Consider the following 23,534-nt stretch of genomic DNA (forward strand, 5'->3'; position numbering starts at 1 on the left):
TTCGCAGAGGGCGTCATGGCAGAAAAAATCATTATCGCAACCGATAAAGCTCCACAAGCAATTGGCACATATTCTCAAGCTGTAAAAGTAGGTAGCACTGTTTACCTATCGGGCCAAATTCCACTCGTACCTAGCACCATGCAAATGGTTAGCGATGACTTCTCTGAGCAAGTGGTTCAAGTTTTTGAAAACTTAACCGCTGTTACTGAAGCTGCCGGCGGCACTATGGCTGATATCGTTAAGCTTAATATCTTCCTAACTGACTTATCGCACTTTGCCACCGTGAATGAAATTATGTCTCGTTACTTCACTCAACCTTACCCTGCACGAGCTGCAATTGGCGTAAAACAACTGCCAAAAGACTCTTTAGTAGAAATGGATGGAATAATGGAGATCTAGGTCACAAACCGAACTTTCCACTGCAGGGCGCCTATTGGCGCCCTTTTTATTAGAGTCATTACTCGATATTAGTTCACTTTTCAGCAAAACCTGCTAGTTTATTAGTCGTAATTGCCTAAATTTTATAGGTTATCGTTTGCGCGGGTATCTTTATAAAGCCATACTGATACCAATCGTATTTAAAATCTTATCGTTCATTGGGGGCTAATCAAGGTGCGTTTTTTAGTTTGAGCATTCAGAAGTTGTTATTCGCTTTTGCTGCATAAAACTAATTTATAGCGGATTTAGACTGGTCTGAACTGATTAAATATTCAATACGATTACAATAGATTATTGCGTTAATGACATTGAAATATGTACGTCCTACATTAAAACAAAAACGAACACGGAATTGTCGATGGAAAATCTAATGAAAACACCAGTAGAAATGTTATCGCACTGGGTTGAGACTCAAGGCGACGAAGTATACTTACGCCAACCTATAAACGGTCATTATGTTGACTTTACATGGCGTGAAGTACAACAAAAAGTACAGCAAGTAGCTGGCGCATTACGCCACCTAGGCCTAGAACCTGGCGATAAAATCGCTGTACTTTCAAAAAACTGTGCTGAGTGGTTTATTACTGACTTAGCCTTAATGCATGGCGGCTATATTAGCGTGCCTATTTACCCAACCGCTAACGCTGAAACGATTCGTTATGTACTAGAACATAGCGGCGCGAAAGCTATTTTTACGGGTAAACTCGATTACTGGGCCGATCAAGAAGCTGGTGTTGGCGGCGAAATTTTACGTATTTCGATGCCTTATGAAACGATGCCTTCTCAGTATCACTGGGATAAGTTCCTTGAGTTAGGCACGCCGTTAGTTGATGCACCTACGCCAACCGCAGAACAAATGATGACCCTGATTTATACCTCAGGTTCAACAGGCAAACCAAAAGGCGCAATGCAAACTTTTGGCAGCTATGGCTGGACGTGTGAAGCCGTGGTTCGCGACTTAAAAACAACCACATCTGACAGATTAATTTCATACCTGCCTTTAGCACACATTACTGAACGCGTGGCGATTCAGGGCTCTTCATTTTATTCAGGTTCTTCTGTGGCGTTTGTTGAAAGCCTCGACTCGTTTGTTGCTGATGTTCAGCGCTGCCGACCGACGGTATTTTTCTCAGTGCCACGCTTATGGACTCTGTTTCAGCTCAATATTATTAATAAAGCGGGCGAAGCAAAACTGGATTTCTTACTTAAAATCCCAGTTATTAGCAGCTTAGTAAAACGTAAAATCCAAAAAGGATTGGGTCTTGAGCATTGTCGCTTATTGGGTTCAGGTTCTGCGCCAATTCCACCGACTCAATTAGAGTGGTACAACAGAATAGGCATGAACATCTCTGAAGCTTGGGGCATGACCGAAAACTGTGCTTATTCCATTATTAACTTCCCGTTCGACGCTAGCAAAATCGGCACCGTTGGCCGCCCTGTAGAAGGTTGCCAAGTGCGCCGTACTGACGACGGTGAGCTAATGGTGAAAAGCCCTGGTTTAATGACGGGTTATTACAAGCAAGAAGAAGCCACTAAAGCCTGTTTTGACGAAGATGGTTTTTTCCACACTGGTGATTTGTGTGAAATCGATGAAGATGGCTACATTTCAATTACTGGCCGCGTTAAAGATAATTTTAAAACCTCAAAAGGTAAGTACGTAGCGCCAGTGCCAATTGAGCGTAAGTTAGCGCAGGATTCTCACATTGAATTATTGTGTGTCATTGGTTCAGGTTTACCGCATCCAGTAGCCTTAGTGCAGTTATCTGAAGGTTCAGCCCTTCAGCCTCGCGAAGAAGTGCGTTCGTCGCTCAAGGCAACGCTTGATAGCATTAACCCTAACCTTGAATCACATGAACATGTAGACGCGGTTTTGGTTGTTAAAGAACCATGGACTGTCGAAAATGATGCACTAACGCCGACTTTAAAAATTAAGCGACATGTGCTTGAAAAGCAGTTTAGTGCCAAAGTTGATGGTGTACGCGGCGCTAAAGTGGTCTGGGAAGATGAGCTTTAACTTAGCAACACTTGCTCGTTGAACTAAATAAATATCAGTTTAAAGCACACTTTCGAGTGTGCTTTTTCTTGATGTTAATGTCTCAGCAGGAGTGATGACTAAACAAAAATTAACCATCAACAAGCAAATTTAAATTGCGCAAAAATAAAAAGTCTCTATGCTTGCCATCCTTTTCGATTTAACCCATTTGTGAGCGTTGATCATGTTAATTCTATTATCGATTATTGGCGGTTTTTTAATCCTAACAATAGGGGCTGAAGCCCTAGTAAGGGGGGCGAGTCAGATAGCACTCAAGTTAGGCCTAACTCCGTTAATTATCGGTCTGACGATTGTGGCTTTTGGTACCAGTGCACCTGAGTTAGCCGTGAGTGTAAAGTCGGCTATGGCAGGCAATAGTGGTATCGCTTTAGGTAATGTGATTGGCTCCAACATTGCCAATATTGGCCTTATTTTAGGTATTACGGCATTAATCCGTCCCATTAAAATTGAGTCGCAAATGGTTCGCCGCGATATTCCAATTATGATTGCCGCATCTGTATTGTTCTGGAGTCTGCTTCTCGACGGTGGCTTAAGCATTTGGAATGGTATGTTGCTTACCACGTTATTAGTCGGTTACTTATCTTTTAGCTATATCACCGCTGACAAACAAAGTAATGAAGACGGATTAGCAGTTAATACGCAAAGTAACTGGTTGTCAGTAGTCTTGATTATTATTGGTATTTCAATGCTTGTAGGTGGCGGAATATTATTTGTTGATGGCGCGGTAGCTATGGCTAAATCATTTGGTATTAGCGAAGTGATTATAGGTTTAACCATCGTCGCGATTGGTACTAGCATGCCTGAATTGGTTACCTCCATTGTTGCTGCAATGAAAGGTGAGAGTGATATTGCCATTGGTAATGTGATTGGCTCAAACCTGTTTAATATCCTAGGGATTTTAGGTGTCACCGCATTAATTCATCCAATTTTGGATAGTGAAATCAGCTCGATAGATTGGTTCACCATGATTGCCCTTGCGATGGTATTGCTGCCTTTTGCTTATACAGGGCTGCGCATTGGCCGTCGTGAAGCGAGCTTTTTAGTATTAAGCTACTTAGGCTATATCGGCTACTTGGTAGTGCAAGCATGATTGCGGCGATGGCATATCGAGTTCAACCCAACCTTCAGTCTTAACAGATAAGCAATTCAGCTCCACCTTAACGCAAGCATTAACGCCAGCCTATCGAAAGATATGCTGGCGTTTTTGTGTGTTGGTCACTAAACCCAATGTTTTAAAATCAATAATTTAATATCGGTGCTTTTACATTGATGACATTTGTCATATCAAACTGATGACGTTTGTGCCTGCATATATTAATCCAAATCTTGAATACTAGCTCTGTACCCAAACACATCAATCCATTGAATAAACGGAGTTACTCATGAAAACATTATTTATTGCAGTTACCTTGTCATTAGTTAGCCATAGCAGCATGGCAGATATCAGCGCAATTGATGCTGCAGCCAATACCATGAACATCAATGAACTAAAGCAATTGAGTGAACAAAGCGTTGACTATGAACGTGCATACGCTCAATACCGTACAGCCATTACTGCCAACATTGTTGGTCAACGTGGTGTATCAAAACGTGCATTAGATGAAGCGCAATCCACCTTAGAAAGTATTCTGACTCGTGAAGATGACGTCGAATCTATGACGTTACTTGCCTCGGTTTACGGCATGCAAATATCAGCGGATCCTAGCAAAGGAAGAAGCCTAGGAATGAAATCTGGGGTTTTACTTGAGCAAGCAGAGCAACTTGAACCTGAAAACCCACGCATTGCCTTAGTTAAAGCCATGAGCGCTTTTTACACTCCCACTCAGTATGGTGGCGGTTTTGAAAAAGCTAAGCAATATGCATCCATTGCCATTGAACGTTATCAAAATCCTTGTGATGACATTTGCTGGGGACACAGCGAAGCGTATACGTGGCGAGGACTTGCTCAGCAAGAGTTAGGTAATCAACAAGGTGCCGAGCAAGACTGGCAACAGGCTATCGACATTAACCCTAATTACGCATGGGCAAGCTTTTTACTTAACCCTGCAGCAACTAGCAGCACAGATTAGCCTAGCGAATAGATTTATCCCTATCGGTTTTGTAAAGAAACCAACCCAGAAATTGGCTGACGGTAAAGTCAGCCTCTTGAATAGTGCTACTGTTACAGTATGCTAACTTGGCAAGGAGAGGTTATGAATAATCAAGGATTAACCCGTCAAAATGAGCAAGGAAAGGTTCAACAAATAATGGCTAACAACAATACCATTCACCCTGAACGGGAATATAAACAAAAAACCGCATGGGTATATTTATTTAACCTGATTTTCTATTTCATCCCGCTGTGGTTTATGAAAGAAGATCTATTGCGTGTCGGTGTGAGTTTGTTGCTGTTAATCCCTTTTCTTTACAGCTACTTTTGGGCATATAAAAGCTCATCAGCAAAAGGCATATACCCTATTGGATTGATGCTACTTACCGCCAGTGTTGCAGCGCCATTTACTAGTGGCGCAATTTCATTTTTCAGTTTTGCCGCCTTTTTTATTGGATTTTTCTATTCGCTGCGCACTGCGGCATTAAGCTTTATTGTCATATCAGCTTGGCTATGGGCGCTCGATTACCTGGTTGGTTATCAAGGCTATTACTTCCCACTCTACGGAATGTTAATCGTATTCATTGTCGGTGTTTTTGGTGTCATCGAACATAATAGTGAACGCTTTAGGCGTCAGCAGCGCCAATCAAAAGATGAAATAGCCAGTCTTGCTACCGCATTGGAACGTGAACGTATAGCCCGTGATTTACACGACATTATGGGTCACAACTTGTCCTCTATTGCCCTTAAAGCCCAACTGGCAGAAAAGCTTGTGGAAACTGGCAATTTAGCCTTAGCTCAAGAGCACCTGAGCCAACTAGCCAATATAGCCCGAGAAAGTCTAAGCCAAATTCGCCAAACTGTATCTGACTACAAACATAAAGGACTGGCCGATACACTTCAGCAATTAACCGAGCGACTACGTGAGCAAAGCATTGAAGTACAAGTGAGTGGTTCACTGCCAAATATGCCCAGCCTAATAGCGTCCCAATTAGGATTAATGCTCACTGAATTGGTCAACAACACGATTAAACATGGAAACGCGACACAATGTCTGTGGCAGTTTGAAACTACCAATGAACAATTAACTATAAACTTTAGCGACAATGCCGCCACTAAAGAAATCATTGAAGGCAATGGCCTTAAAGGCATTCGAGAGCGAGTGGAATTATTATCTGGTGAATTCAACTATGAAACGACTAATGGTTATCGGTTTATGATTTCACTGCCAATAACCACGAGCGAGATAAATGACGAGCAAGTAACACCCAACAAGGACGTGAATTAATGAGAATTTTGCTGGCTGAAGATCAAGCTATGGTGCGCGGTGCACTTTCAGCATTATTAACCCTCACTGACGACGCTGAGCTTGGGCAAGTAGAAGTCACTGAAGCTGAAGATGGCGCACAAGCCATGGCGCTACTGAAACAGCAATCATTTGATTTACTGCTGAGCGATATTGAAATGCCCCAACATACGGGGCTCGAGCTTGCCCAGTGGTTACAGGACTTTCAGTCAAAATCTGACCAAAAGACCAAGATAATTATTCTAACGACCTTTGGCCGCGCAGGTTATATCAAGCGAGCACTCAGCGCTGGGGTTGAAGGTTTTTTACTGAAAGATGCGCCAACCGAAAGCTTATTGTCCGCCATCAAGCAAGTGATGTCGGGTAAAAAAGTTATTGACCCTGAACTTGCGATCAGTGCCATTGGTGATATCGACCCACTAAATGATAAAGAGCGCAAAGCACTAAGGCTTGCCAGCGAAGGTTTATCCACCAGCGATATTGCCGCTCAGCTTTTTATTGCCGAGGGCACCCTGCGTAACTATCTGTCAGAAGCCATCAGTAAACTAAATGCTACAAATCGAATTGATGCTGCCCGTATTGCTAAGCAAAAAGGTTGGTTATAGAGTCGCTTAGCAGACAAAACGGTAATAATATTGCCTTGTTTTAAAACTCTGCTAAGATAAGCCATACATCTGTATATATTTACAGTACTATTGTCCCTAGCAGCCATCAACGCTGAATAGTGAGTTGTATAACTCTTTGGATAACTCTATTTAGCTATTTAAATACGGATTTAGCTAAACAGTACATAAAGGCGTCAACGATAATATAAAGGCATTGTGGATTTGCAACCATTGGATCAGGTTCCTATAACCGACTTAAAAGGCGTCGCTAAAAAAGTCGCCGAAAAGCTCGAAAAACTCGGTATTAAAACAGTGCAAGATGTACTGTTTCATTTACCTATGCGCTACGAAGACCGCACCCAAATCTACCCTATTGCCAGTTTATACCCTGCCATGTACGGCACTGTTGAAGCAGAAATCATTTCGACTCAAATCGTCCCCGGTCGTAGGCGCATGCTGACCTGCACCATTGCAGATGACAGTGGCATGCTGACGTTACGTTTTTTTAATTTTTCTGTCGCCCAACGTAACGGCATGCAAAACGGCGCGATTATCCGTGCCTATGGTGAAATTAAGCGCGGCAAGCGCCATTTCGAGATCATTCATCCAGAATACAAAATCATCAAAGAAGGTGAAAACCCTGCTTTGAGCGAGTCGCTTACGCCTATTTATCCATCCACTGAAGGCTTGAAACAAGCCAGCTGGATTAAGCTAACAGAACAAGCTTTGAGTAAACTAACCCAAGGCGGCCTTACCGAACTATTACCCAATGAATTGCAGCCTAATAACATGAGTATTGGCCGTGCGCTTCATCTTATCCACCGTCCACCTAACGATATCGAACAAGCAGATTTAGAACTCGGCATGCATCCAGCCCAGCAGCGGTTAGTACAAGAAGAATTGCTAGCCCATAACCTGAGTATGCTAAAGCTTCGCCAACGTAATAACCTTGATAAAGCAGTAATCTTGCCTGCTACAGGCCAATTACTTAATCCGTTTTTAAAAGCCTTACCTTTCAAGCCAACTGGCGCTCAGCAACGAGTGGGCACAGATATATCCCAAGATATTGAAAAGCCAACCCCAATGATGCGCCTAGTGCAAGGTGATGTAGGTTCAGGTAAAACGCTCGTTGCTGCACTTGCCGCGCTGCAAGCGATTGAAAATGGATATCAAGTTGCCATGATGGCGCCCACTGAATTATTGGCCGAGCAGCACGCAATAAATTTTGCCACTTGGTTTGAACCATTGGGCCTTAAAGTCGGCTGGCTTGCAGGTAAGTTAAAAGGTAAAGCAAGAACGCAGTCTCTAGCAGATATTGCTGACGGTAGTGCCCAAATGGTGGTTGGTACTCACGCTATATTTCAGGAGCAAGTTAGCTTTAATAAACTGGCGTTAATTATCATTGATGAGCAACACCGTTTTGGGGTTCACCAGCGTTTAGGATTACGTGAAAAAGGCGTTAGCCAGGGCTTTCATCCGCACCAATTGATCATGACAGCCACTCCAATACCACGCACCCTTGCGATGACAGCTTACGCTGACTTAGAAACCTCCGTGATTGATGAGTTACCACCAGGGCGAACACCCGTATCGACCGTCGCGGTCAGTGATAACCGCCGAGATCAGGTAATAGAGCGGGTAAAACAAGCGGCACTGAACGACAACCGACAAATTTATTGGGTCTGTACCTTAATTGAAGAGTCTGAAGTACTAGAGTGCCAAGCAGCTGAAGATACAGCAGAAGAGCTCAGTCGATTGCTGCCAGAACTTAAAATTGGCTTAGTACATGGGCGGATGAAAAGCGCCGAAAAGCAGCAAATAATGGCCCAATTTAAGGCAGGTGAGCTACATTTATTAGTGGCAACCACAGTGATTGAAGTTGGAGTAGATGTACCAAATGCCAGTTTAATGATTATCGAAAATCCTGAACGCTTAGGCTTGGCGCAATTGCATCAGCTACGTGGCCGAGTGGGCCGAGGCTCAATTGCCAGCCATTGTGTACTGCTCTATAAAGCGCCTTTATCGCAAACCGCGACTAAACGTTTAGGGGTATTACGAGAAAGCAGCGACGGCTTCGTGATTGCACAAAAAGATTTAGAAATTCGTGGCCCAGGTGAAGTGCTTGGTACCCGCCAAACCGGTCTTGCAGAAATGAAAATTGCCGACTTGGTTCGTGACCAGTATTTAATTGAGAACACCCAAAAATTAGCGGTACATGTCATGCAACAAGTACCAGATAATGTTGATGGCATCATTCACCGCTGGTTGGGTGATCGCCAACAATATGTACAAGCATAAATTATTGTTAACCTAAGTCTGTTATCACTAGACAAGTCTTAGGAATATTGCAGAATGAGATTTGAGCTTAAGGTTTAATCTATTTATCCCGTGTTCAGTTCCACTTTCGACGTTTAAAGCTAAGGAATAGAAATGCAAGTCAATCAAGAAGACAGAGCGACACCACAATCAGATAAAGCAAGTGGTAGCAATGCAGGCGTCATCGGAATCACTATAGCCGTATTATTAGCGGCGGCTGGTTATTTCTATTTCACTTCAGAGAAAGAACCTGAGGTGGTAGCACCAATTCCAGTTCAATTACCTGAACCTGTACCTGAACAGCCAATCGAGCAAGAGCCGATTGAAGAAGTGATTGTAGAACCTGAGGTTATTGAATCTGAAGTCATTCCTGCTGAGCCTGAAGTCGTCGTTGAGCCATTACCAGCACTGACTGAAAGTGATGATTTTGTTGAACAAAAAACCATTGAAATGGCTGATGGCATGAAAATCGATTCGATAATCCTTAAAAAGGATATCGCGCGTCAGTTTGTGGTATTTGTCGATAACATGGCTCAAGGCGAAGTTATTCGTAAAGCTAGCCCGTTAAAAGGTCCTAAAGACAGCTTTAGTGTAAGTGAGATTACTGATAAAACTTATCTAAACCCTGACAGTTACCATCGTTATGACTTATATGCAGACATGATTGCTGGCATGAATGACGAACAATTAGTTGCCACCTTTAAAGAGTTATCACCACTGTTCAATCAAGCATTTGATGAACTAGGTTACGGTGACATGAGCTTTGAAGACAGAATGCAAGATGCCTTCAAAATGATCTTAGCAGCGCCAATCATTGAAGATCCGATTGAGCTCTCTTCAATCAGTGTGAATTACCAGTTCGTCGACACTAAACTTGAAGCCTTACCTAATGTGCAAAAATTCATGGTCAGAATGGGCCCTGAAAACACCCGTAAGATTAAAGGCGCAGTGAGAAAGCTACAACAGCAACTGAAATAAGCCTTTAACGTAATTGCTTAATTTTTATCTCTATTGAGGTGTAAGCTTAAGGTTTGAATCGTTTAAAAATAGTGACATTCGTGTCGCTATTTTTTATTTTTGCTTGTAGTAAAAAACTTCATTAAATTGCTAATATTACGGTACAATCTCATAGCTACTTTAGAACGGCTAGTTAATAACGTTTCTAACTATCAAAGCACGAAAACTTAGCTCAGCGAGGGATCACTGAGCCATATCAGAGGCAATGTAGTGCAATTAGTATTTGATATTCTGTCGTGGGGCGCATGGTCTGTCGATTTTCAAGATAAAGAAAGTTGGCGCCAGTGGGATCCCAGCGCAACATCGTCATCAGACAATAAAACTTCCCCTGCATTAGCTCACGTTCCAGCGATGCAGCGCCGCCGTTTTAGCCGCTTGACTAAAATGATGCTCACTGCTGCCCATGATTGTCAGCCCGCGAACGATTGCCGCAGTGTGTTTGCCTCAAGACATGGCGAACTCACCCGCACGCTTGGTTTATTAAAAGATATTGTCGCTAAAGAAGCGCTATCCCCACTCGCCTTTAGTCAGTCGGTGCACAATACTGCCAGCGGCATTTACGGCATTGTCAGTGGCAATACCGCGCCATCAACTTCTATTGCCGCGGGTGAAGAGACTTTATCTCAAGCATTCATTGAAGCTTATGCGCAACTCGCAGAAAACCCTGCGCCTGTATTACTGGTGTTTGGCGATGACCCTGTGCCGCCTGTTTATAACCAATACACTCAAGAATTTGAACTACCGTTAGCATTAGGCTTGTATTTAGCGCCAGCCAATAATGATAACCAGCCAGCTATTGCGCAGTTGACCTTAAGCCAAACAGCCAGCGATAACGCGACAAGCAAAGCACTAAGTTTTGCAGAATTAATTAACGCAATTACTTGTCAAAAGGCACTATCAGGCCATTTATGTCATTGGCATTGGCAGCTATCAATGCCATCTGAACTTGGCGCACGGCTCTAATCAATGAGCCCAAACGATAACCTAATCCGTCCCAAGCCATTTCCTTATTTAACAGGCATGGCCTATATCCCACGCTGGATAGGCGGAGTTATGTGTTACGTGGTATTTGGTCTAGGTGGGTTGTTAAGCTCACTCACTGTATTGCCAGTATTACGTTTTTGGCCTGGCACGAAACAGCAGCGTATCGCTAGAGTGCAAAAAGCCGTTCACATCATGTTTAAAGGCTTTGTGTGGATGCTAACCTTCACAGGTTTAATAAAAGTACATAGCCAACATACCCAAGCATTAAGTCATGCCAAGGGGGTGATTGTGATAGCTAACCACCCCACTCTAATTGATGTGGTGGTATTAATTAGCTTGATACCCAATGCTGGATGTATTGTAAAACAAGCACTTTGGCGCAATCCCTTTATGCGCGGGGTATTGTCATCGGCGGGTTATATCCCTAATCGTGGCGCAGATTTACTGCTAAGTGACTGCCAACAAGTGCTAGATAGCCATACAAACTTGATCATTTTCCCTGAAGGCACACGTACAATCGTTGGTACTAAGATTAATCCTTTTGCCCGCGGCGCAGCTAACATAGCCATTCGCACTCGCACTGATATTGTGCCAGTGATGCTGCATGTGGATGTGGCAGGATTGACAAAGCAGCAACCTTGGTACGAACCACCAAGGCAAACTGTAAATATGTCAGTAGAAATCGGCGCAGCTTTTGACCACCTGAGGTATGATACAAGTCAAAGTAGTGACGCAAAAATGGCCCGTGTACTAACCAGAGAGTTAGAGCAGCTTTATTCGCAACAGATAACCGCTCTACCGCCGTTACCTAAAACGAACAACAAATAATTACAATCAGATAAATTAGAATATTAATATGAATCTACATAACGAAATTAAACAACTCATTATCGACTGTCTCGACTTAGAAGATGTCAGTATTGATGATATTGAAACCGATGCACCACTTTTTGGTGAAGGTCTGGGGTTAGACTCGATTGATGCGCTTGAATTAGGCTTGGCAATAAAAAAACAATTCGACATTAAAATCGAAGCAAACTCAGATGCCACTAAAGCACACTTTTTCAGTGTGGCTAGCTTAGCCAGCTTTATTGAATCTCAGCGTTCGTAGGAGTCATCATGCAAAATCGTGATCAAATCCTTGAGATGCTAACGCAAATTCTAGTCGATGAATTTGAAATCGACGCTGATGATATCAGTCTAGATGCTTCACTTTATGAGTCGCTAGATTTAGATAGCATCGATGCGGTAGATTTAGTCATTAAGCTACAGCAAATGACCGGCAAAAAAATTCAGCCTGAGCAGTTTAAAACCGTGCGTACGGTTGAAGATGTTGTTAATGCCATCGAAGGCCTAATGAAAGATTAATGGTGCTGCTACTGCAAATCGTCACCGCCATCGTCATTATCTGTTACCCGTTAGCAGTGTACTTTGGCCTGCAGTACCTTCCACCTGGCACCATAGCACTATTACTTTGTGGAATATTAATCGCTCGGTTAGTGCTAAATAAACAGCAGTTAAAAACCATGGCACTGCCTATATTGGTGGGTATTGGTTTAACCGCTGCTAGTTTTATTGCCAAACGTAATGATTGGCTGCTGTATTACCCAGTGGTGATTAACTTAACCATGCTTGGCTTGTTTAGTTACTCGCTAAAAAATGGCCCAAGCATGATAGAGCGCTTGGCCAAATTAAAAGAGCCTGATTTACCAGACTCAGCAATTCCATATTTAAATAATGTCACCCGACTTTGGTGCGGATTATTTATCATTAATGGCTCAGCTGCGTTTTACACTGCAGAATTTGCCACTTTGGAATTGTGGACACTTTATAATGGATTAATTGCCTATATCTTCATGGGTTTATTGCTCGGTGGAGAATGGATATACCGCAACTTTTGGTTGAAAAAACATGAATAACTTGCTGATAAATTGGCTCAATACAGGCCCTAAAACGCAACAACTGATTAGTTTCAATCATCATGACATCGTGACAGGCTCTCTGTTTACTGCTCATGTTGCCCATTTATTCGAGCAACTTAATGCCAGTCCTATTAAACGTTGGTTATTGGCAGCCGAGACCAGTGATTTATTTGCCGCTGGCATTTGTGCTGCGCTACTTGCAGGCAAACAAGTGGTATTACCGTCTAACACCCAAGGCGGCACATTAAATGAATTAAACCATGCTTACGATGGCATTATTGCCGATCAGCCTTTGTCTGAAGTTAAGCACTTTATTTTATTAAAAAAAGAAATGGGCTTAGCCAATAAGCCTTGGCCACAATCATCGCAAATTGGCGACTTAGTACTGTTCACATCAGGCAGCAGCGGTGATCCTAAGGCCGTTGAAAAGTCTATTGAACAACTGGATGCCGAAGTCAGCGTACTTGAAAGCACATTTGCATCAAGGTTACCCCAATGTAGCGTTGTTTCAACGGTTTCTCATCAGCATATTTACGGCTTATTATTTAAGATTTTATGGCCATTAGCTGCAAGTCGCCCATTTTTAAGCGACTTAATTGAGTATCCTGAAACCTTAAGCTACTACATCGCCTTGATGCCAAACTTATGCTTAGTCAGCAGTCCCGCACAATTATCGCGCTTACCTGAAGCACTAGAATTTGAGCAGCAACAACTCGCGCCAAGTCTTATCTTTAGTTCTGGCGGTCCATTAAGCTACGAAGCATCGCAACATATTCATACTTGTTACGGACAATTCCCTATTGAAGTCTTTGGTAGCACTGAAACTGGCGGTATTGCGTATCGCCGCCAAATGTCCCCCAACAGAACTTGGCTGCCATTCAGTCAAATCGATATCGCGGCAGATCCTGTAGATGGCGCCTTGATGATCAAGTCACCTTACTTAACCTCAAATGCTGAGTGGCTTAAATGTGATGACAAAATTGAGCTTGCAGCCGACGGTCGTTTTAGTCTGCTGCATCGACTAGATCGCATCGTTAAAGTGGAAGAAAAACGCTTATCATTGGCACAAATGGAAAGTCTGTTATGCACCCACCCATTTGTTAATGAAGCGGCAGTAGTTCAATTAACAGAGCCAAGAATGATGCTTGGCGCAGCAATAACATTGACCGATGAAGGCCTGACTCAACTTGATGAGTCAGGTAAGTTAAGCGTAAACAACCATCTTAAAAAACATTTACTTAGCGAGTTCGAGCGAGTGACATTACCTCGTCGTTGGCGCTACCCAGAAACCTTACCGGTCAATGCACAAGGTAAGCGAGTACAAACGGATTTATTAACAGTATTCAATGATGATTAAATCAGCTTTACCCCAAATAATCAGTCAGCAAACCACTGACGATGGGATCTGTTGGCAAATATTTGTCGCAGCAGAGCTCGACTATTTTAAAGGCCACTTTGAAGAGCAAGCCGTATTACCTGGAGTCACTCAACTTGATTGGGCTATTCAACTAGGTTGTCAGGCTTTTGGATATAAGCCAGAAATTGCTAGCCTTGAAGTACTTAAGTTTCAACAGCTTATGTTACCAAACAGCCAAGTAGAATTATTGATTAGTCATAACTCTGCTAAATCAAAGCTGACGTTCAGTTATCGTGATGGCGATAAGCGTTACGCTTCCGGGCGGATTGCATTAGCGCCGACTCAAAATAAGGAAAGCCAATCATGAAGCTGGCTCTTATTATTCCCAACTACAATCATCAACAAGCCATTGCAGACACCTTAGTCGCTTTGGAGCCATTTGGCCTTCCTTGTTATTTGATTAATGACGGCAGTAATGACGAAACTCGTCATTTATTACAATCCTTAGCGGATAAATATGACTGGGTTACACTGTTAACTCACCCATTTAACCGCGGTAAAGGCGCAGCGGTAACCACAGGTCTGCGTGCAGCATTTGCCGATGGTTTTACTCATGCATTACAAGTCGATGCGGATGGTCAGCACTGCTTAGACGATATACCGACCATGATAGAAGCCAGTGAAGCCGAGCCGCTTGCGCTGATTTCAGGTAAACCACAATATGATGAGTCGGTACCTAAAGGTCGTTTATACGGCCGTTATATCACCCACTTTTGGGTGTGGGTTGAAACCTTAAGTTTTGATATTCAGGATTCAATGTGTGGTTTTAGAATTTACCCTTTAGCCGCAACTGAGCAGCTATTTCGTGAGCAAGCGTTAGGCGAGCGCATGGATTTCGATATTGAAATTATGGTGAAACTCCATTGGCAAGGTGTACCAGTCACTCATATTCCTACCAAAGTGATTTATCCAGAAGACGGTATTAGTCACTTTCAGGGCGTAAAAGATAACATTCGCATCTCAGCAATGCACACCGGGTTATTTTTCGGCATGTTAAAGCGTTTACCGCAAATATTGTCAAAAAAAAACGCCAATAAACATTGGTCAGCCATGGGTGAACGTGGCAGTTATTGGGGCATTAAACTCATCGCCGATAGCTATCGCTTAGGCGGTCATTGGTTATGTAGAGCCATCATGTACCCGGTGATTTGCTATTTTTTCCTTACTGGCGTTACCGCAAGAAATGCCTCGATGGACTTTTTACGCCGCGTCAAACTCAAGCATCCTGAGCATGAGCAACTATCTGACCCTATCACTTGGCGCGACAGTCTTAAGCACTTTTTTGCTTTTGGTAATGCCGCTTTAGATAGAATTGATGCTTGGTGCGACAGGATTAAGCTGGCTCAAGTCGATTTTCCAGATAGACACGTTTTAGCTGACCAAGTGGCATCAGGCCAAGGCGCTGTATTGTTAGTGTCTCATTTAGGCAACCTCGAACTTTGCCGCGCAATTTCAATCCACCAGCAGCAAGTTAAAGTCAATGTCATGGTGCTCACCAGCCATGCGGCTAACTTTAATAATGTGCTAAAGCAATTAAACCCAAACAGCGGTTTAAACCTTATTCAAGTCAATGAGCTTGGACCAAGCACTGCAATGCTACTGCAAGACAAAATTGCTGCAGGGGAACTTGTCGTTATTGCTGCAGATCGCACCTCATCAGATACTGCTGGGCGGGTTTTTTACAATGATTTTATCAATCAGCAAGCGGCATTTCCTCAAGGTCCGTTTATCCTTGCAGGCTTGCTAGATTGCCCGGTATACACCATGTTCTGTTTACAAGAACAAGGTCGCTATCGTGTTCATGTAGAGCACTTATCAAATAGTTTAAAAGGCTCTCGCAAAGGCCGCACAGAACGTTTAGCTCAAGCCGCGACTGAATATAGCCGCCGCCTAGAACACTTTGCTACCAGCCAACCGCTACAGTGGTTTAACTTTTATGATTTTTGGCGTCGTGACGAGCACTCACAAAGAGCAAAATCTGAATCAACGAAGCCTCTGAATGAGCCTCAAAACGAGACTTGTCAATCACAGCAAAACCAACCTAACACTAAGCAGGAACAGTAATACCATGAGCCAATCTACTTCACCTTCATCAGCATCGACCTTGGCAACGGTAAACTTTGGTCAACGATCTATTAGCCTTGAGCAAGTAGTGAGCGTGGCAAAAGGCGCACCTGTGAAGTTAAATGAAACAGCCCAATACCAAGAGTACATTCAAAAAGGCGCACGCTTCATCGATAGCCTACTCAGTGAAGAAGGTGTGGTATATGGCGTAACCACTGGTTACGGTGATTCCTGTACTGTCACTGTTGGGCTCGATTTGGTCCACGAGTTACCACTGCATTTATCTCGATTTCACGGTTGTGGCTTAGGTGATATTTTCTCGCCAATGCAATCTAGAGCCATTATGGCTTGTCGATTAAACTCACTAGCTGTGGGTAAGTCTGGCGTTACCTACGAGTTATTACAACGTATTGAGTTGCTGTTAAATCTTGATATAACCCCAGTAATCCCAGAAGAAGGTTCAGTGGGTGCCAGCGGTGATTTAACCCCACTATCATACTTAGCTGCAGTATTGATTGGTGAGCGAGATGTGATTTATCAAGGCAAACGCCGCCCAACAAAAGAAGTGTATGCTGAGCTTAATATTGTGCCATTAACATTGCGCCCCAAAGAAGGTTTAGCGTTAATGAATGGCACGGCAGTCATGACCGCTTTAGCCTGTTTAGCTTACGATCGCGCCCAATACCTTGCTCGATTGTCGAGTCGTATTACCGCAATGGCGTCGCTCACTCTTAAAGGTAATTCAAACCATTTTGATGACATCTTATTTGATGCTAAACCCCATCCTGGTCAAAACCAAATTGCCACTTGGATCCGTGAAGATTTAAATCATCACACTCATCCAAGAAACTCTGACCGATTACAAGACCGATACTCAATTCGCTGCGCACCTCATATCATCGGTGTATTGCAAGATGCATTGCCATTCATGCGCCAATTCATTGAAACCGAATTAAACAGCGCCAATGACAACCCAATTGTAGATGGTGAAGGTGAACACATCCTTCATGGCGGCCATTTCTACGGTGGTCATATCGCCTTTGTAATGGACTCTATGAAAAACACCGTTGCCAACTTAGCAGACTTAATTGATCGTCAAATGGCGTTAGTGATGGACCCTAAATTTAATAATGGTTTACCTGCTAACTTATCGGCCTCAGTTGGCGCACGCCAAGCCATTAACCACGGCTTTAAAGCGGTGCAAATTGGTGTATCAGCGTGGACTGCTGAAGCGTTAAAAAACACCATGCCTGCCAGTGTGTTTTCTCGCTCAACGGAGTGCCATAACCAAGATAAAGTCAGCATGGGCACCATTGCAGCTCGAGATTGCATGCGAGTATTACAACTTACTGAACAAGTTGCTGCTGCTGCCTTACTTGCCATGACTCAAGGTATTCATTTACGTATTGCTCAAAGCGAGTTAGCTCAGGATTCGTTAACTCCTTCATTAGCTAAAACCGTTACCCAAGTTAGCGAAGACTTTGAACTACTGACCGAAGATCGCCCACTAGAAGCCGTTTTACGTCAAACGGTCGAGAAGATTCAATTGGGTCAGTGGGAGGTTTGCTGATATGAAAGCTATTTTCAGCACTGAACTTACTATGGTAGTGCCTTTTCATGATGTGGATTCTATGGGCATCACTTGGCACGGTAACTACTTACGTTACTTTGAAGTCGCGCGCTGTAAATTGCTCGATGAACTGGGCTATAACTACCGCCAAATGATGCATTCTGGCTACGCTTGGCCCATTGTGGACACGCAACTTAAATATGTAAAAAGCAGCACCTTTGATCAACACTTGATCGTGCATGCAGCTATTGTTGAGTGGGAAAATCGCCTTAAGATTAATTACCAAATTCGAGATGCCGAAACAGGCCAGCGAATAACTAAAGGCTATACCATTCAAGCGGCTGTTGAGATAGAAACAGAAGAGCTTTGTTTTGTCACCCCACCAGTATTTAGACAAAAAATCTTGCCATTACTTGAAGAGGGTGAACTAAAACAAGAGCTAGCAGCTGAACTTGCTAAAGGTGCTCCTCTTAAACATGAACTTAACCATGAGCTTGGTAATCAATGAGACTGCTGCTAACTGCGTTACTCAGCTTCACTTTATGCTTAGGCACAGCAAAAGCTGAGCAGGCTGAATTAACCAATGATCAATTAGCCAGCTTATTTAGCACTAGCGCTAACTCAAACAGCACCGTACAAGTTAATAATCAACAGCTCAGCCTATTGGCGCAGCAACTGCAACTTGGTTCGCAAGCTAAAGGTGAGTTCCAACAAACCCGTTACCTCGCAGCGCTTAAAAGACCGCTAAAAAGTACTGGGGAATTTATCTTCAGCCAAGACATTGGCTTGTTATGGAAGCAAACAACGCCATTTGCCAGCGCTTTAGTGTTAAAGCAAAATACCCTGATACAACAAGATAGTTTTGGCAATATTACCCACAGCCAAGCAAATCAAACCAGCTCTGCAATGGCTGAGCAATTACCACAATTGATGCAGGCACTGTTAACAGGTGATCTTGACGCTTTAGCCCAAGACTTTGAATTATTTATGCCCGAGAATATAGCGACTAGCAGTGACTCGGCGCAGATAATAAATTGGCAATTAGGTTTAGTGGCAAAAGACCCATTAATTCAAAAAGCCATTGGCGCAATGGTACTAGAAGGAGGCGCTGTTGACACTAAGCAGCAAATCAACCGCCTCACTATGCTATCTACACTCCCAAACAAAACATCAATAGTTACTGATACTGGCGATAGAACCATCATTAATTTTTTCAATGTGGTTCAAAAGCTTACTCCTGCTGATATTCAAAGTTTTGAGCTCTCAGCAACTAAAGAGTCAGAATCTAAAGAACAAGTAACTCGTTCTAACAACTCTGATAGCGAAACCAACTAATGGCCAAATTGGTTAGTTGGTTTAACTCACCCAAACAAGCCTATTCTCGTTTTATTATCTGGTGTTTACTGGTTATATCGGTCTGTGTTTATGGTGCCAGCTTATGGCAATCAGGCGCAAAAATACAAAGTAACATATTGGCCATGCTGCCAACACTCAGCGAAGCGCCATTGACTCAAAAGGCGTTAGACAAAGTTGAGTTTCGCCTTGCCGATCAAGTTTATATTGGCTTAGCTGTAGAGAATAAGCAGCAAGCGATTAGCGCGGCAACTCAGTTTATTGAACAATTACAGCAATCACCAGATGTCTTTACTGACATTCAAAGTGGTGAAAGCAAACAGATGCAGGCGTTGAGTCAATATTACTTTGATAAGCGTTTTATGTTGCTAACTGATGAACAACAAAAACAGCTAAGTGACGATGAAGCCTCGAACCAGTGGCGACAGTTATTACAGGCGGCACAGCAGCAGTTATATAGCAGTTTTGGATACGCCAGTAGCGCACTGTTAACTCAAGACCCATTAATGCTATTTCCTAACAACATCATGGCACTGGCACCATCTAAGCGGTTAACCAGCGAGCAAGATATTCTATTGGGTCAATCAGGCAACAAAACCGTCGCGATCATCATTGCTAAAGGGGTCAAAAGTGCATTTAACCCTGATGGCCAGCAACAACAGATCGCTAGGTTAAACGATGCCTTTTCCGAGTTAACCCTTCAATACCCTGATATTGAAGTGATAAAGGCGGGCACCCTCTTCCATGCTCAGGCGGCAACGCAAACCGCCAAATTCGAAGTGTCTACTATCGGCAGCTTATCGTTATTAGGGGTGATGCTATTAGTCTGGCTTGGCTTTAGAAGTATCATGCCGCTGTCGTTAGCGATGTTGACCTTATCCTGTGGTTTTTTGTTTGCCACCGTAGCTACATTGGCCATTTTTGGCGAGTTACACCTTCTCACATTAGTATTTGGCACTAGCTTGATTGGCGTTGCCATCGACTACAGCTTTCATTTTTACTGCGAAAAACTGCGGCTTAAAATCTCAAGCGCAACTGATGTTATTCAACAGATTTTACCTGCGATGACATTAGCTTTGTTAACCAGTGCAATCGCGTTTATTGCAATTGGCTTTACACCGTTTCCGGGCATGCAGCAGGTCGCTATATTCTGCGCTGCAGGCCTTATAGGCGCGTATCTGACTTTGGTATTTGCTTATCCATTACTGGCTAATCATAATCTGCCCACTTCACCTTACCTGCTTGTGTGGTCAGAAAAATATTTGCTTTGGCTAACAAAGCTTACGCATAACGTCACGGCTCAGCAATCTACGAATAAACCCCTAAAAATGGCATTACTAGCGTTAGCAACGGTAGCCTTTTTAACTGTAGGCTTTAGCAAGCTCACCAGTAATGACGATATTCGGAATCTTCAGCAAAGCCCAGCGAATATTATCACCGAAGAAAATAAGTTAAGACAGGTATTAAGCGGCGGCACAGATAATCAATTTATCCTCGTCAGCGCTGCCACCGAGCAAAGCCTATTAACTGAGTTAACACTCGCCGCAAAAGTGTTATCAACAGCAGTTAATGCGAAAGAAATCAGTAGTTTTGTTAGCTTGAGTCGCTATTTACCTAGCAAGCAAATACAACAAGATAATTACCTCGCTTACCAGCAGTTATATCATCAGCATTTAGATGAAATTATTGATACCCTTGGTTTAGATGAGTCCATCAAGCCTGACTTACTAAATAGTCTTGCTCAAAGTAAAAATGATTTTATAACGCCCGATGCGGTTCTTGATATTGCTGGTAAAGACTTAGCGGGGCTTTGGTTAAGCCCTGATGTTGGAGCTGATACCGGAACTGATATCGGAGCTGGGGCCCAGTCAACACAATTTGGCAGTATCATTTTATTAGGCGGAATTAATGATTTAGCGGCACTTAACCTTCGGGTCACTCAAAGTAAATTATCAATGCAAGTGGTTGATAAGGTCGGTGAGATATCAGCATTAATGGCTAAGTTCAAACAACTCACTCTGCAGCTATTAGTCTTGGTCTGCGTGATTGCCATTGGCATCTTTAGCTTCAAATTTGGGGTTAAACTTGCTGTTCGTATTGTAATGATTCCAGCGAGCTCAATCCTACTGACTCTAGCTTGCCTTGGTTTAGTAGGCTCACCACTGAGTTTATTCCACGCATTAGCGCTTATCCTCGTTTTGGGAATTGGTATTGATTACAGTTTGTTTTTCGCCTCCGTTAAATCAAACTCTACGGCTTCTGCAAGCGGAGTAATGATGGCAGTATTAATGTCAGCCTGCTCAACGCTGTTGGCTTTTGGCTTACTCGCTTTAAGTCAAACAAACGCCATTCATTACTTTGGCCTCACGTTATTATTTGGTATCGGATTTACATTTTTACTCGCACCACTCATAAGCATGCATGTTGAAAAAACAACTAGAGAAGTAGCACATAATGGAAAGTAACCCAGTAAGTTTAAGCAAGGATGCAATACAAGATAAAGCTATCAGTGGTAATAATATTGATGCTGATGTGGTTATCATAGGTGCTGGGCCTTCTGGAGCCATTGCCGCAAGCTTATTACATCAGCAAGGCAAGCAAGTTTTGGTGATTGAAAAACAACATTTCCCTCGTTTCTCAATTGGTGAAAGTTTACTGCCTTATTGCATGCAGTTTATTGAACAAGCGGGCATGTTAGACGCAGTTAAGCAGGCTGGATTTCAGTTTAAAAATGGCGCAGCTTTTCGCCATGATGGCACATACACCACATTTAACTTTACTGAGAAATTCACCCAAGGCCCAGGTACCACTTTTCAAGTTCAGCGTGGTCAATTTGATAAATTGTTAGCAGACACTGCAGTATCCCAAGGCGTAGAGATCCGTTACGGGCATAGCGTTAACGATATCGATTTGGGAGATAGCCTGTCATCATCACCTAAGCTAAGTGTCACAGATGAGCAAAAAAATCCATATCAAATTACCGCGAAATATGTCCTTGATGCCAGCGGTTTTGGCCGAGTGTTACCGAGATTATTAGATTTAGAAAAGCCATCTGACTTACCAGCTCGTAGCGCCATATTTACCCATATCAAAGACAATATTACTGATCCTAATTTTGATCGTGAAAAGATCTTAATTAGCGTTCATCCAACTCAAAAAGATATTTGGTATTGGTTAATTCCTTTCAGTGATGGTCGCTGCTCGGTGGGCGTAGTGGCTGAGCCACATTTAATTGAACATTATCGCTCTGGGGTTGAACGTGGAGCCAAAGGTGAAATTAAAGACGACAACAAAGACGAACTAGAGCAACAACTTTGGCAGTTAATCAATGAGGAACCGGGCCTAAAGGCGTTACTTGCCAACGCGACAGTTTTACAGCCTTGTGCAACTTTAAAGGGCTATTCTGCCAACGTATCAACCTTAGCCACATCGCAATTTGCTCTGCTCGGCAATGCTGGTGAGTTTTTAGACCCTGTTTTCTCATCAGGGGTGACCATCGCCATGCAATCTGCCGCAATGGCCGTTGAGGCCTTAATCAAACAGCTTGATGGTGAAGAAGTAGACTGGCAACAAGATTACGCCCAGCCATTAATGCAAGGGGTTAATACCTTCCGAACTTATGTTCAAGCTTGGTACGATGGCCGTTTTCAGGATGTGATTTTTTACGAAGATCCAAACCCAATCATAAAACAAATGATTTGTTCTATCTTGGCGGGTTATGCTTGGGATACTAATAACCCATTTGTGAAAGATTCAGAGCGTCGACTGAATATGATTGTCGACTTATGTCGCGACCACACTAAAGCGAGTTAATGATGCATCGATTCATTCAATTTTCGATTGTGATTATAGCCTTGTTAGTTTCAGGTTGTAGTCAACAATTACTGCGCCAAACCTGCGTTAAACTGACGCCTGAAGTCAATTATTGCCTCGCACCTATGTTGCAAACACAGGCCAGTGACGAACAATTTTTAAGTCAAAAAATCAGTTTCATCCATGGCGAGAAACATCATGAATTACTGACTCAACTTGAACTGACGACAACAAAAATGACCATGGTCGGTCTTGCGCCTATTGGCCAAGCTTTATTCACTGTCACCTTTGATGGCGATGAAGTTATTAGTCAGCAAAATGTATTAATGGGTGAGGATTTTAAAGCTGAGTATTTAATGGCAATCATGCAGTTGATATATTGGCCTCATGAGCAAGTTAACCCATACTTTAGCCAAGGTGAAATGCGCGATATAGATTGTGACCAGCAGCGTTGTAGCGCTTTGTTCGTCAATAACGAGCCTGCAATTACCATTGATTACTCAAATAAGAATCCATGGATTTCTGAGGTGACATTGCATTTTCCTGCAGCGAATATCACCTTATCGATTTCGCCATTGCTTTAACTC

At 43.0% G+C, this 23,534-nt stretch carries 22 protein-coding genes; all 22 read left to right on the forward strand.

What is annotated here, in order from left to right:
* The first annotated feature begins 15 nt into the window (after nt 1-15).
* Nucleotides 16-399 carry a RidA family protein gene (locus QPX86_RS18905; protein ID WP_220753663.1) on the forward strand — a complete coding sequence of 128 codons (384 nt, stop codon included), beginning with the start codon at nt 16-18 and terminating at the stop codon, nt 397-399.
* A 397-nt stretch (nt 400-796) separates the two neighbouring features.
* The gene (locus QPX86_RS18910) at nt 797-2,452 is read left to right on the forward strand and encodes an AMP-binding protein (RefSeq protein WP_285163571.1); all 1,656 of its coding nucleotides are present in this window, start codon (nt 797-799) and stop codon (nt 2,450-2,452) included.
* Nucleotides 2,453-2,654: 202 nt separating this feature from the next.
* Nucleotides 2,655-3,581: a calcium/sodium antiporter gene (locus tag QPX86_RS18915; RefSeq protein WP_220753665.1), complete on the forward strand. Its 927-nt coding sequence runs from the start codon at nt 2,655-2,657 to the stop codon at nt 3,579-3,581.
* Nucleotides 3,582-3,873: 292 nt separating this feature from the next.
* Entirely contained in the window at nt 3,874-4,560 is a 687-nt protein-coding gene (locus QPX86_RS18920) for a tetratricopeptide repeat protein (protein WP_220753666.1), read from the forward strand.
* A 123-nt stretch (nt 4,561-4,683) separates the two neighbouring features.
* Nucleotides 4,684-5,868 carry a sensor histidine kinase gene (locus QPX86_RS18925; protein ID WP_285163572.1) on the forward strand — a complete coding sequence of 395 codons (1,185 nt, stop codon included), beginning with the start codon at nt 4,684-4,686 and terminating at the stop codon, nt 5,866-5,868.
* A complete protein-coding gene (locus QPX86_RS18930) occupies nt 5,868-6,491 on the forward strand; it encodes a response regulator transcription factor (protein WP_220753667.1) in 624 nt (207 codons plus the stop codon). The genes QPX86_RS18925 and QPX86_RS18930 overlap by 1 nt, the downstream gene beginning before the upstream one ends.
* Nucleotides 6,492-6,713: 222 nt before the next feature.
* Nucleotides 6,714-8,789, forward strand: a complete 2,076-nt coding sequence (gene recG, locus QPX86_RS18935) for an ATP-dependent DNA helicase RecG (RefSeq protein ID WP_285163573.1) — start codon at nt 6,714-6,716, stop codon at nt 8,787-8,789.
* A 132-nt stretch (nt 8,790-8,921) separates the two neighbouring features.
* Entirely contained in the window at nt 8,922-9,785 is an 864-nt protein-coding gene (locus tag QPX86_RS18940) for a DUF3014 domain-containing protein (RefSeq protein ID WP_220753669.1), read from the forward strand.
* Nucleotides 9,786-10,034: 249 nt separating this feature from the next.
* Complete coding sequence (locus tag QPX86_RS18945; protein ID WP_220753670.1) at nt 10,035-10,787, forward strand: beta-ketoacyl synthase chain length factor; 753 nt, start codon at nt 10,035-10,037, stop codon at nt 10,785-10,787.
* A gap of 3 nt (nt 10,788-10,790) precedes the next feature.
* A complete protein-coding gene (locus QPX86_RS18950; protein ID WP_285163576.1) occupies nt 10,791-11,636 on the forward strand; it encodes a lysophospholipid acyltransferase family protein in 846 nt (281 codons plus the stop codon).
* A 28-nt stretch (nt 11,637-11,664) separates the two neighbouring features.
* Nucleotides 11,665-11,919 (forward strand): phosphopantetheine-binding protein, encoded by a 255-nt coding sequence (locus QPX86_RS18955; RefSeq protein WP_153912387.1) that lies wholly within the window; start codon nt 11,665-11,667, stop codon nt 11,917-11,919.
* Between the two features lie 8 nt (nt 11,920-11,927).
* On the forward strand, nt 11,928-12,176 hold the full coding sequence (locus QPX86_RS18960; protein WP_220753672.1) for an acyl carrier protein: 249 nt from the start codon (nt 11,928-11,930) through the stop codon (nt 12,174-12,176).
* A complete protein-coding gene (locus QPX86_RS18965; RefSeq protein WP_220753673.1) occupies nt 12,176-12,727 on the forward strand; it encodes a COG4648 family protein in 552 nt (183 codons plus the stop codon). The genes QPX86_RS18960 and QPX86_RS18965 overlap by 1 nt, the downstream gene beginning before the upstream one ends.
* A complete protein-coding gene (locus QPX86_RS18970; RefSeq protein WP_285163579.1) occupies nt 12,720-14,087 on the forward strand; it encodes an AMP-binding protein in 1,368 nt (455 codons plus the stop codon). The genes QPX86_RS18965 and QPX86_RS18970 overlap by 8 nt, the downstream gene beginning before the upstream one ends.
* Entirely contained in the window at nt 14,080-14,454 is a 375-nt protein-coding gene (locus tag QPX86_RS18975; RefSeq protein ID WP_285165205.1) for an ApeI family dehydratase, read from the forward strand. Before QPX86_RS18970 ends, QPX86_RS18975 begins: the two co-directional genes overlap by 8 nt.
* Nucleotides 14,451-16,211 carry a glycosyltransferase family 2 protein gene (locus QPX86_RS18980; RefSeq protein ID WP_285163581.1) on the forward strand — a complete coding sequence of 587 codons (1,761 nt, stop codon included), beginning with the start codon at nt 14,451-14,453 and terminating at the stop codon, nt 16,209-16,211. The genes QPX86_RS18975 and QPX86_RS18980 overlap by 4 nt, the downstream gene beginning before the upstream one ends.
* 4 nt (nt 16,212-16,215) lie before the next feature.
* Nucleotides 16,216-17,781, forward strand: coding sequence for an HAL/PAL/TAL family ammonia-lyase (locus QPX86_RS18985; protein ID WP_285163582.1), 1,566 nt, complete (start codon nt 16,216-16,218; stop codon nt 17,779-17,781).
* A 1-nt stretch (nt 17,782) separates the two neighbouring features.
* Complete coding sequence (locus tag QPX86_RS18990) at nt 17,783-18,289, forward strand: acyl-CoA thioesterase (RefSeq protein WP_220753677.1); 507 nt, start codon at nt 17,783-17,785, stop codon at nt 18,287-18,289.
* On the forward strand, nt 18,286-19,116 hold the full coding sequence (locus QPX86_RS18995) for an outer membrane lipoprotein carrier protein LolA (RefSeq protein WP_285163584.1): 831 nt from the start codon (nt 18,286-18,288) through the stop codon (nt 19,114-19,116). The genes QPX86_RS18990 and QPX86_RS18995 overlap by 4 nt, the downstream gene beginning before the upstream one ends.
* Entirely contained in the window at nt 19,116-21,599 is a 2,484-nt protein-coding gene (locus tag QPX86_RS19000) for an MMPL family transporter (protein ID WP_285163585.1), read from the forward strand. The genes QPX86_RS18995 and QPX86_RS19000 overlap by 1 nt, the downstream gene beginning before the upstream one ends.
* Nucleotides 21,589-22,947, forward strand: coding sequence for an NAD(P)/FAD-dependent oxidoreductase (locus tag QPX86_RS19005; RefSeq protein WP_285163587.1), 1,359 nt, complete (start codon nt 21,589-21,591; stop codon nt 22,945-22,947). The genes QPX86_RS19000 and QPX86_RS19005 overlap by 11 nt, the downstream gene beginning before the upstream one ends.
* Complete coding sequence (locus QPX86_RS19010) at nt 22,947-23,531, forward strand: DUF3261 domain-containing protein (protein WP_259651302.1); 585 nt, start codon at nt 22,947-22,949, stop codon at nt 23,529-23,531. Before QPX86_RS19005 ends, QPX86_RS19010 begins: the two co-directional genes overlap by 1 nt.
* The last annotated feature ends 3 nt before the right edge of the window (nt 23,532-23,534 follow it).

The sequence above is a fragment of the Shewanella goraebulensis genome (assembly GCF_030252245.1).
GTDB lineage: Bacteria > Pseudomonadota > Gammaproteobacteria > Enterobacterales > Shewanellaceae > Shewanella > Shewanella goraebulensis.